The organism is Stenotrophomonas maltophilia group sp. Smal12 (assembly GCF_037079935.1).
Taxonomy (GTDB): domain Bacteria; phylum Pseudomonadota; class Gammaproteobacteria; order Xanthomonadales; family Xanthomonadaceae; genus Stenotrophomonas; species Stenotrophomonas sepilia.
The window spans coordinates 59,504-69,486 of sequence record NZ_JBAWUK010000024.1 but is presented as its reverse complement, the minus strand read 5'-3'; the positions used below and the strand labels follow the sequence as shown (position 1 = coordinate 69,486).

Annotated in this window: 13 protein-coding genes; 2 read left to right on the top strand and 11 right to left on the bottom strand. The window is 63.8% G+C overall.

Annotated elements, in window-relative coordinates; translation table 11 throughout:
- Nucleotides 1–535 precede the first annotated feature (535 nt).
- Entirely contained in the window at nucleotides 536–865 is a 330-nt protein-coding gene (locus WDC87_RS12235) for a type II toxin-antitoxin system RelE/ParE family toxin (RefSeq protein WP_242878625.1), read from the top strand.
- Nucleotides 862–1,209: a helix-turn-helix transcriptional regulator gene (locus WDC87_RS12230; RefSeq protein WP_252744430.1), complete on the top strand. Its 348-nt coding sequence runs from the start codon at nucleotides 862–864 to the stop codon at nucleotides 1,207–1,209. The genes WDC87_RS12235 and WDC87_RS12230 overlap by 4 nt, the downstream gene beginning before the upstream one ends.
- Before the next feature lie 94 nt (nucleotides 1,210–1,303).
- On the opposite strand, the gene WDC87_RS12225 is transcribed toward WDC87_RS12230, so the two are convergent.
- From WDC87_RS12225 to WDC87_RS12175, 11 genes are all read right to left on the bottom strand, one after another.
- Nucleotides 1,304–2,341: a phage portal protein gene (locus WDC87_RS12225; RefSeq protein WP_252744431.1), complete on the bottom strand. Its 1,038-nt coding sequence runs from the start codon at nucleotides 2,339–2,341 to the stop codon at nucleotides 1,304–1,306.
- Nucleotides 2,341–3,069: a hypothetical protein gene (locus WDC87_RS12220; protein WP_252744432.1), complete on the bottom strand. Its 729-nt coding sequence runs from the start codon at nucleotides 3,067–3,069 to the stop codon at nucleotides 2,341–2,343. The genes WDC87_RS12225 and WDC87_RS12220 overlap by 1 nt, the downstream gene beginning before the upstream one ends.
- Before the next feature lie 81 nt (nucleotides 3,070–3,150).
- Nucleotides 3,151–5,001: a DUF927 domain-containing protein gene (locus WDC87_RS12215; RefSeq protein ID WP_252744433.1), complete on the bottom strand. Its 1,851-nt coding sequence runs from the start codon at nucleotides 4,999–5,001 to the stop codon at nucleotides 3,151–3,153.
- 58 nt (nucleotides 5,002–5,059) lie between these two features.
- Nucleotides 5,060–5,911 carry a toprim domain-containing protein gene (locus tag WDC87_RS12210; RefSeq protein WP_197601615.1) on the bottom strand — a complete coding sequence of 284 codons (852 nt, stop codon included), beginning with the start codon at nucleotides 5,909–5,911 and terminating at the stop codon, nucleotides 5,060–5,062.
- Complete coding sequence (locus WDC87_RS12205; RefSeq protein ID WP_252744435.1) at nucleotides 5,898–6,536, bottom strand: hypothetical protein; 639 nt, start codon at nucleotides 6,534–6,536, stop codon at nucleotides 5,898–5,900. Before WDC87_RS12205 ends, WDC87_RS12210 begins: the two co-directional genes overlap by 14 nt.
- The gene (locus WDC87_RS12200) at nucleotides 6,533–6,748 is read right to left on the bottom strand and encodes a hypothetical protein (protein ID WP_301655228.1); all 216 of its coding nucleotides are present in this window, start codon (nucleotides 6,746–6,748) and stop codon (nucleotides 6,533–6,535) included. Before WDC87_RS12200 ends, WDC87_RS12205 begins: the two co-directional genes overlap by 4 nt.
- Nucleotides 6,745–6,954, bottom strand: a complete 210-nt coding sequence (locus tag WDC87_RS12195) for a hypothetical protein (protein WP_252744769.1) — start codon at nucleotides 6,952–6,954, stop codon at nucleotides 6,745–6,747. The genes WDC87_RS12200 and WDC87_RS12195 overlap by 4 nt, the downstream gene beginning before the upstream one ends.
- Nucleotides 6,955–7,247: 293 nt before the next feature.
- Nucleotides 7,248–7,532, bottom strand: a complete 285-nt coding sequence (locus WDC87_RS12190) for an ogr/Delta-like zinc finger family protein (RefSeq protein ID WP_252744770.1) — start codon at nucleotides 7,530–7,532, stop codon at nucleotides 7,248–7,250.
- 9 nt (nucleotides 7,533–7,541) lie between these two features.
- The gene (locus tag WDC87_RS12185; protein WP_252744771.1) at nucleotides 7,542–7,745 is read right to left on the bottom strand and encodes a hypothetical protein; all 204 of its coding nucleotides are present in this window, start codon (nucleotides 7,743–7,745) and stop codon (nucleotides 7,542–7,544) included.
- The gene (locus WDC87_RS12180) at nucleotides 7,742–8,014 is read right to left on the bottom strand and encodes an AlpA family transcriptional regulator (protein WP_197601621.1); all 273 of its coding nucleotides are present in this window, start codon (nucleotides 8,012–8,014) and stop codon (nucleotides 7,742–7,744) included. The genes WDC87_RS12185 and WDC87_RS12180 overlap by 4 nt, the downstream gene beginning before the upstream one ends.
- Before the next feature lie 622 nt (nucleotides 8,015–8,636).
- A complete protein-coding gene (locus WDC87_RS12175; RefSeq protein WP_197601622.1) occupies nucleotides 8,637–9,827 on the bottom strand; it encodes an integrase arm-type DNA-binding domain-containing protein in 1,191 nt (396 codons plus the stop codon).
- Nucleotides 9,828–9,983 lie beyond the last annotated feature (156 nt).

Genomic DNA, 9,983 nt, shown 5'->3' with positions numbered 1-9,983 from the left:
GCTCGATCACCTGCTTCACCGCCTCTGCCCGGAACTCATCCGTGTACTGCTTGCTGTTGCCCATAAACACCTCGGTCATTGCCATCAATTATGGCAACCGGATGTCTACGAAAGGCTGGCCGGTCCACTCACTGTTTTTACTGGTCACATTGGTACACTGGTTACATCCTCTCCCATCCCCATATATATCAATGGCTTGCGGGTGACCCGAGCGCGTACCAGCCGTTGGGGACGACTGGTTACACTGGTTACAGTCAGGGCCGCAACCACGCGCTTGCCTGACTGCCCCAGAACCGCAGCCCCCCCCTTTCAGGCATCGCACCGCTGGCTGGATTACGTGACTGACCATCGCCCGGAATTCCGCGCCATGACGGCAGCGCACGTCTCGGATTCCACGCTGGCCCCTGGCTGAAATGGGGGCGCCGCCATACGCCGTTGGAGGCGCCGAAAGTTGGGTCAGCGGCCCTGAATGAACGTACATAAATAAGTACACTTCAAGGCACTCCCGGCGTATACTGGCCGCATGAAGACAGTCTTGGACGTCCGATTCTACCGTTCCGCCTCGGCCGATGAGCCCGTGCGGATATGGCTCAAGGAAGAAGTCTCCGCCGAGGCACGCAGGGCTATCGGTGGCGATATCAAGACGGTCCAGCTCGGCTGGCCCATGGGCATGCCGCTGGTGCGAAAGATGGATGACCGGCTGTGGGAAGTGCGTAGCTCGATCCCCGAAGGGATTGCCCGCGTCATGTTCACCACGGTCAAGCAGGACATGGTGCTGCTGCACGGGTTTGTGAAGAAGTCCGATAAGACGCCCAAGGCCGATCTGGCATTGGCAAAAAAGCGTAGAGATGAGGTGATCAAATGAGCAAGAACCAGCACATCGGATCAAGCTTTGACGACTTCCTGGAGTCGGAAGGGCTGCTTGAAGAGTCCGCATCTGTCGCGGTCAAGCGTGTGATCGCCTGGCAGGTTGCTGAGGCCATGAAGGTGGCCAAGGTCAGCAAGTCCGACTTGGCCAAGCGCATGAATACCAGCCGGTCGCAGTTGGATCGCGTGCTGGATGAGGCGGATACCGGGCTCACCCTCGATACGCTCAGCCGTGCAGCCACCGCCCTTGGCTATCGGATTCACGTTGACCTGGTCCCACCCAAGCAACAGGGTGGCAAGCAGCGAAAGAACGTGGCCGAGCCCACCATCTGCGCGGCATGAAACAAGAATGGGCCGCGCAAAGGCGGCCCATGGATTCAGTACGAGCCGTAGCCACCGCACGTTCTGCAGCCAGGATCGGCGCAACGACGAGGCGTCAGGTTGTTACAGGCGCCAGGTCAAACGGGGCGAAGGTAATGACCTCCTCGCCGATCCATTCGTTAACCATGGCCATCCGCGATTGCAGGGGTGCCAGTTCCATCGACGCCCACACCGTTGCCGCATCCCGTATCGAGCCGAATCCACCCGCATTCTGGGGGACGATACCCAGCAGCTGCGGCGGGATACGCAGCGCGGCCAGAATGTCATCACGGGTCACGCGCTTGATTCCGGTGAACTCATCCTTTGCGGCCACTTCGCTGATCGGGATCAGCTGCAAGCCATCCTTCTTGCCGTTGGGCGAGTGCACGAACAGGTTGCGGAAATTGCCCGGCCCACGCGAGTCTCGCAGAGCCTCACGCAGCGCATCCACGTCCATGCCCTCCGGCTGCGGGTCGGTCATGTAGAGGATGAACCCAGCGTGCGAGCCGTTGGTGTAGTACCTGCGGCGGAACAACGTGGCCGATTCGTTGAGCAGCGCCGACTGCACAACGGCCAGCCATTCCGGCAACCCGTAGATTTCCTGATCGGTATCGGCCTCGCGCAGCTGGTGCACCGAGCCAGGTGCAAATTCACGCTCGGCCCGTCCGGCTCGCACCTGAAAGAACTCACCGGGTTGCACACCGCGACGCATGTACTGCGCCATCAGCGGGTGCACCTGCAACAGCCGCCCGGAGTGCGAGATTTGCCGTCCCAAGTAGGCCATGCCGAACACCAGGTAATCCAAGGCCATCTGCGAGAACGCGGTGCGGTCCAGCAGTCGATGCGGCACAAAGGTGCGCACCAGCATGTTGCGCTTAAAAATCAGACCGCTGTGCAGGAACGGATTGGAGCGCGTGGTGCGCGACAGACCACTGAGGGTGATGGGAGGTTCGTAGTAGCGACCGTTGCGCCAGCACTCCAGGTAGTCGAACAACCCGCGCGAGTCCAACACGGGCGTTGGATCGCCAAAGGAAAAGGTTGTGACAGCTCCGGCAGTGCCCACGCTACGCGCGGGCACGACCTCACCGATAGCAGCATCGGCAGGGGAATGCATCACGCTGCCTCCCCACCACTGATCTTCTCTCGCAACTGTGAAAAACGAATCGGGCTACGCACCAGCTGCATATCCACCGCGCTCAGGTCCATCGACGGCAGCGCCAACACTTGCGTCACTCGGTCCGTCACTGCGGCATCGTCCAGGCGACGGCGAACCTCATTGCCGAGGCGGTCAAAGAACCGGCTTGCCAGTGCGCCTGTATCGCCGGAGCCCGCCGCTCTCGAGAACAAAGCAAAGGCGAAGACCAGGCTGTCCCCAGCCTGTAGCAGCAACTGCTCGTAGGCCTGATCGGCCACTTCCCTGGTGACGCTGCTTCTTGCGTTGAGACAGTGGCCCGCCACCTCGGCCAATTCCAGCTCCAGGCGCGGCAGCTCGACCGCAATCTCACCCTCCATCGCCTCGTATTCCTCAGCCAGCGACAGCGCCGAGCGCTCATTCGCGCGAAGCTTCTGAATGTCGCGGGTCAGCGTGCCATCGCTCTCGCGCAGCTTGGCACCCCACTGCTGGCGGGCAGCAGCGGCATCGCCCTGTGCAGCCTGCTTGGCGCGCCGCATCGTATCGACCTTACCCACCAAGGCGCGCTTGCGCTGCACCGCGCTGGCCAGCTGCTGCGCCAGCTCGTTCAGCCGTTGCCTGTTCTCCGATACCGGCGCAGCCTCGCTCCCTTCGCAGGATTGAATAGCCAGGTCGGCGGTGTTGGTGTTGATGCTCTGGTTGTCGCTCATGTTGAATCTCCATTGAAAATAATTGGCGGGGGTAGGCTCACCCGACACTGTGTCGGCGAGCTGTATGAAAGGCAGCGCTGCTCACAGGCCGCTGTCGTGAACCTTGCGGGGGTCAAAAACGAAGACGCGGATAGCGCCCAAGCCTGGGACACGCACGGTTTGGGAGGGCCTGCCGTCAGCGCTGCGCTTAAGCCAACCGGCCTCAGCCAGCGTGCGTGCGGCCAAGCGCACATCAAAGCCCGCACATAGCTCCCGTCTGAACGCTTCCTGCAGCACCAGGTATTCCGTCAATCCAACTTCATCGAAGCGCCGGAAACCTACGCGATCGCGCACCGGCACAGTGCCTTCAGGGCTGCGCAGCGGCTCAAGACGGCTTTCGCCGTGGGCCTCAAAGAACGCACGCACTCGCGAGAGCAGTTCGTCGGTGTCGGCGCTACCCGAGCCGCCTCGGCGATGCAGCCATGCCTGGAAGCACGCCGCCACGCCCCGTGTCGCCTCGCCCTTGGGCCAGCCGGTGATGCGGTGGCGGCAGCTGCTGGCCAACTCCCCGGCAAAGGCGACAACAGCGAAGCGCTCGGCCACGCGGCGCACCTCACCGGAGGCATCCTCAGGTACATAGGTGGCCAGGAATCGGTCGGTCGATTCGCGCAGTTGGGCGGTCAGGGTGGGGCTGTCCTGCTGGGTCAGGTAACCCATCCACAGCGGCCACGGTGCACCGTACGTGCGTGCGGCCGCGTCCTTAAGCAGGGCCGACAGTGCCGCGCCGTCGCTGGCATCGTGCAGGCGCTCAAACACACCGTGCCCACCCTCCGCCTCGGCCGGTACGTCAGCCAGGCGCACCGACTGACCCGCCCGTGCCTGCTTGCCCACCTCGGCCATGTGCTGGGCCAACCCGACCTCACCGGCTGACAGGATCAGCACCCGCCAGCGTGCCGCCGCACGTGCCTCACCGGCGCGGTTGGCGCGGCTCTTGCCGTTGCCGTTGGCCAACAGGTAGGCCGCATCACCGGCCTGCTTGGGGTCGATCTGTGCCAGTTCATCCAGAATCAGCGTCGCGTCGTTGTGCAGCACCGCCACGCCTTCCAGACCGTTGGCCGTGCTGCGCCACTCGCGGGCATATTCCGGGGGACCGACCACGCTGGCCGCCACGCGCAGCGCGGTGCTCTTGCCGCTGCTGCTGCCGCCGACCAGGTGGAAGCCACCGCCCGTAGCGCCGGTGAAGTGCAGCAAGGGCCCTGCGAACATCGCCGACACCGCCAGCACCAGGCGCGAGTTGTCCTGGCAGCGCCGGGCCACGTCACGCCGCCAGTCCTCCAGCGAGCCAACGGCCGCATAGTGATGCTGCAATCCGCCGCTGTGCTGGTAGACCAGCCGTTCGTCGCCGGTGCCGTAGCTTTCACCATTGGGCAGCACGTAGCGGCCCTCATGCCAGCCCGGCACGGCCACGTTGCGGGCGCGGGTGTCGATGCGCTCCTGGATGATGTAGGCCAACAGGCGCTGCATGGTGTTGCGGTGGGCCGACATTTCCACACCACCCGCTGCCAGCTGCCGCACGAACTCGCGCGGATCGCCCACCAGCATTTCCGCAGGTGCCGCCCACTGGTGGGGATGGCCATCGGCATCGGTCCAGGTCAGCAACCGGCCCCATTCCTCGCTCTGGCTGTTGCGCGTTTTGGCCTCGACCTTCAACGGCGAGCAGACGAACACCGGCTCGGCCAGGTCCCCGTCCTCGGTGACACCAACGTAGTACACGCCGGTCTCGTTGAGCTGGTAGTGGGCCCGTGCAGCACTGGAGCCGTCGGTGGCGTCCTTGTTGGTCTTGGTCTTGCCCTTGGCGCCCTTGCGCACAGCGCGCTGAATCGAGCCGCGTACGGCGCCGGTACCGGCGTCCTTGGCGGCATCATTGAAATCGACAGAGGTGACGTTGCTCATGCACGGGGCTCCGGTGCCGCGTCGGCGCGCTGCGCCTTCGGGATAAAGAGAGGGATCATCAGGAAGTAGCCTCATGGCGTGGCCGCGGCGGCATGGCCACCACCCCGCCCACGGCATCGGCGGCGCGCTGGGCGTTGGCCACACCCGGATTGATGCCCAGCCGCGCGGCGGTCGCCGCATCGTCATCGGCGCACACCACGATCACCGCCGAAGGGAACTTGGCACGCAGGGCGCAGGCCACCGGCTCCAGGTTCCCGGCATCGAACGCCACGGCGGTGGGGTGGCCCGTGGCCTCATGGATGCTGGCGGCGGTGGCATAGCCTTCGGCGATGCACACCACGTCGCTGACCGTGCGGCCTACGGCGTAGTACAAGCCACGCTTACGGCCACCGGCCAGGAAGCGCTTGCTGCCATCGGCGGCGATGGTTTGCAGGCTCCACAGCCGCCCCTGCGCATCGCGCAAGGGCACCAGCAGCAAGCCGTCCAGCTCACGCAGGCCGTGCACGCCCACGCCCTTGGCCACCAGGTAGGGATGATCGGGGGCAGCGGCGCTGGCGCGCTGCCAGCGCTCACGCGCCTGCTGCCGGGCCACGGCCTGGCGTTGCGCACGCTCGGCCTGCTGCTGGCGCTGGGCGCGCACCACGGCCTCGCGCAGCATCGCGCGGTCGGCCTCGCTCAGCGCCTCTCCTCCACCCTCGCACCAGGACTCATTGAGCCCGGTCTTCCAGTTGCCATAGGCACCGGCCTGCGGCGGGCCTGCGTGCAGCACATACCAGCCGCTGCGCTGGCCACTGCCATCGCCCTCGGCGCGTACGCGGCACAGACGGCCATTGGCCAGGACAGATTCGCCCGTGCCGACGCATAGACCTGCCGCACGCAGTGCCGCAATGAATCCCTCAGGCCGCGTCATCGTCGGCCTCCAGCTGGCTGCTGTGACGGGCGTTGGCCAACACGGCGGCGAGGTCCTCATGCACGTAGGCGGCGCTGAACGCTACAGCCTCAAAGGGCACCGCCATGCGCTCATCGACGCTGGCCAGCAGCAGTGCAGCCGAGCGTGCACGCTCCACGCGATTGAAGCTGTCCTCGCTGATCCAGTAGCCAAAGGGCATGGGGGCAGCGCTGCGCGAAAGCGCTTGCGGCGGCGCGGCAGCAGCCTGCTCGGCTTGCAGGTCGGCCAACTGCAAAGCCATGCCTCGGTCGAACTGTTCCTGCGACTCCGCAGGCGCGAACAACGACAGGCGCACGCGCACCCGCGCCGCGACGGTGGCCAGCTCCAGGCAATCGCGCTCCAGCGGCCACAGCAGGCGCTCGCGCAGGCGGTCCTCCAACGGATGGCCTTCCAGCGCCTCATCCAGTTCGCCACTGAGGATGGCCAGACGACGTGAGGCCTTGTTGTGCAGCCGCTCGACGCGGCGAGCCACCTCGACAATATGGGCGGTACGCTCGGCATCGAACCAGGTATCGGTGATGGTGGCGCTGAGTACGCCATCGGCCACGCCCGGTACGCCGGACACACTCACGGTTTCCGTGTTCATGCAGTCACCTGCGCATCACGGACCATGGCCAACAACTGGCCTACGGAGAGTGCTTCCAGTGCACCGGGTCGGCGTTCCAGCGCGTTCACCAGCTGCGACAGTGCGGCCATCGGCATCGTATGGATGCGCTGCAACTGACACACAGCGCTGAACAGGTCATGCGTGGCCGCATCGTCGTTGGCGACGGCAGCATTCAGGGCGAGAGCGTTCATCGCGCGGCCTCCTGGACGGTGGCGGCAATGGCGTGTTGCACCTCGCCCAGCGTCAACGCCTCGGGGGCCTTGCCGGTGGCCTCAAGGCGCGCAGTCAGCGCCAGCCAGCGGGAATGGTCCCAGTCGAGGGTGTCGGCGATTTCGCCAAGATGGTGTGCGATACGGGTGGCAAAGCGCGACGGCGCGGCCAGGGTGTCGAGAGACATGGCAGGATCCTTGTGTGAAATTGGATCCGCCAACTCGCTGCTAAACGAGGTGACGGACGGTACGCGGTTAGCAGACCGGCACAAGGACCGGCAGGCCTTTCGGCCTCCGCGCACCGCCCGCCATAGAACTGGCAAGCAATCGCCCGCGACGACACAGCGAGCAATAAAAAAGCGCCATGCATCGGTCGATGGGCGCTGGTGCGCCTTGTGAGTCGGGCTGCTAAACCCGGTCGCCGATTGTGCGGCGACGGGGCAATGCTGCGCCTGGTGAGCGGGTGCTGTCAACAGTTGCGTCATCGCCGTGCCTTGCGTGGGGTCACGGGTTCTGGCGCGGCCTGTGCACTGAGCGCGGCGCGTTCAGCGGAGCTGCTGATGGGCAGGCAGACGTCCCCCCTCGGGCACGCACTCTGCGTATGCGTACGCACGATTTCGGTGTAGGCCGAGAACGTGTGACCGCACAGCGCATTGCGGCACTGGAGCACGGATTCGCGCAACAGTTTGGAATGCAGCACGCTGGTGCGCACGATGGCGGGCGTATCGCAATGCGGGCAGCGCAGGAAGGCTCTGGATTGGCTCATTGCAGTGCCTCAGCAGTCAGTGATGGAACGGCTGCCCGCGACACCACGCGACAGCGCGATGCGGCCACCTTGCTCAGTCCGACTCTGCGAGAAATTCAGTGCCAGGTTCGGCTGCGCCACAGCTGTGCGCAGATGCTCAGCCAGGAACTTCGCCTCTGCCGGGCTGAGGCTGAATTTCTGGTTGGAGATGGTCAAGGTGATGGTGTCTTTCATGGCTGCACTCGCAGGTGGGTGTCGGGAATGTGGGTGGCAATCCACGCGTCCACGTCCGACTCCAACCAGACAGTTACGCGCGGGGAAAGGGGGATCGATGCGGGGAACCGGCCGCGCCTCATCAGCCAGTACAGGTGCGAGCGGGAAATGCCGGTGCGACTGAGCACTTCGGGCTTGCGCAGGAAGCGTTCACCGCGTGCGGCGTCAGGCCGAGAATGATCGGCAGGCTGACCGGGTGCGGTCGCCTGAGGGGCTGGGGAACCAAGCATGTGAGAGGTCGCGGGGCTGACGTTTAGTCAACCGCCGCCCTGTGTTGTGGGCTTGGTTAGAAGGCTAGAGACAGCTGCCGCTCAACTCACGCAGCACGATGTGTAGGGAAAATTTTTACAGTATTTTGTAAAATTACACATGACGAATTCCCCTTGACGGCGCACGTTCTCGATGCGAAAGCCAACTGGCGGGAGCTGACAATCGAGCGCAGCAGTCAAGCCGCCCGACTGGTTGCGCAGGACAAACGGACGCGCCTGGCAACCTGCTGCTCCAAGCCGACGGCGCAAAATGTGCGGCGAGCGAACTATCGATTACCGGCGGGTTCGGTCTGGTCATCGGCCGTCATGACGACAACTCGGCGGCCTACAAAGCCACCCGCTGGCCGGAAAGAGGCTGCGGCAGAGCCATTCAATCGGCGTGCGCCATCGATCCAGATACGTCCAATGTGGATCGATAGGGCGCAGCTGTAACCAGCGTAACCAGCTGTAACCAGTGAATGCGGCGCTCCGAAAATGGACGCAACCGACTGATTTTTAATACGTTTCTCAGCGGTGTAACCAGTGTTACCACTGTAACCAGCAGAAACAGTAAGTTAGAAATGAAAGATGGAAGAACGGGAGGTCAGCTGGAGGCTCTCAAGCCGTCCAGATAGTCCGCCCACGCCTGCATCATTTTTGCCCGCTCAATCAGGTGAGCCGTACGGTTGTATGCCCGTCCGTTGGGATCACGCACAGCGTGTGCAAGCTGGTGCTCGATGTAGTCCGGACGGAAGCCCAGCACCTCATCCAGCACAGTGCGCGCCATCGCGCGGAAGCCATGCCCGGTCATTGTGTCGGAGTCGTAGCCGAGGCGACGTAGCGCCGCGTTGATCGTGTTCTCACTCATGGGCCGCCCCTTGCCACGCACACTGGGAAACACGAACTCTTTCCGTCCAGTCAGCGGGTGCACAGACCTAAGAATCGCCACAGACTGCGAAGCCAATGGAACAACGTGCGATTGGCCGGTCTTGCTTGCCGTGAACCGCCATTCGCCATTGTCCAGGTCGATGTCCGACCATCGTGCACGACGAAGCTCACCAGGGCGAACGAATACCAGCGGCGCTAGGCACAGGGCCGCCATGACAATCGGTGATCCTTGATAGCCGTGTATTGAGCGCAGCAGTTCTGCGATCTGCTTGGGCTCAGTCATGCTGGCGAAGTGACGCCCTTCGGGCGAAGTGAGCGCTCCTTTCAGATCCTCTGCCACGTTTCTGTCTGCACGTCCTGTCGCAATCGCGTATCGAAGAACCTGGCTGACCAGCATCCGCGCCCGATGTGCAGTTTCGACCGCGCCGCGCCCCTCGATCTTGCGCAGCGTCTCCAACAGTTCACGCGCTGTGATCGCCGCAATGGGTCGTTGCCCGATGTACGGCGTCAGATCTTTCTCGATCAAGCGCGTCTCTCGTTTCACCGACCCGGCAGACAGCTTCTTGGCTCTCATCGCCAAGTGTTCGCGCGCCAGCGCCTCGAATGTGTTGGTGGCCAGTTCCAAGCTGGCCACTTTCTGCGCCTTGCGCTGCTCGCCCGGATCAACACCTTCGGCCAACAGCTTTCGCGCAGCAGCATGGCGCTCGCGCACGGACGCCAGGCTCACCTCTGGATAGGTGCCAAGCGACAGCGTGTTGCGCTTGCCGGTCACAGGACGCCGATAGTCCCAGCGCCACCATCTGGCGCCATCAGGTTTCAGCAGCAGGTACAGGCCTCCACCGTCTCGCAGCTTCTGCACGGCAGCGGTGGGCTTGGTCCTGCGAATGGCGGTATCGGTCAATGACATGGTGGCGGTAACTGATTCGGCGGTAACAGGTGTAGAGCGGGTGGAGGTTACCGCCAAAGATACCGCCAGAGAAGCCTGGATGCTCCTGGATCACATAGGACGCAATCAGACGCAAAAAAAGCCGAAACCCCTGTTTTTTCAGGATATTTCAGCCTT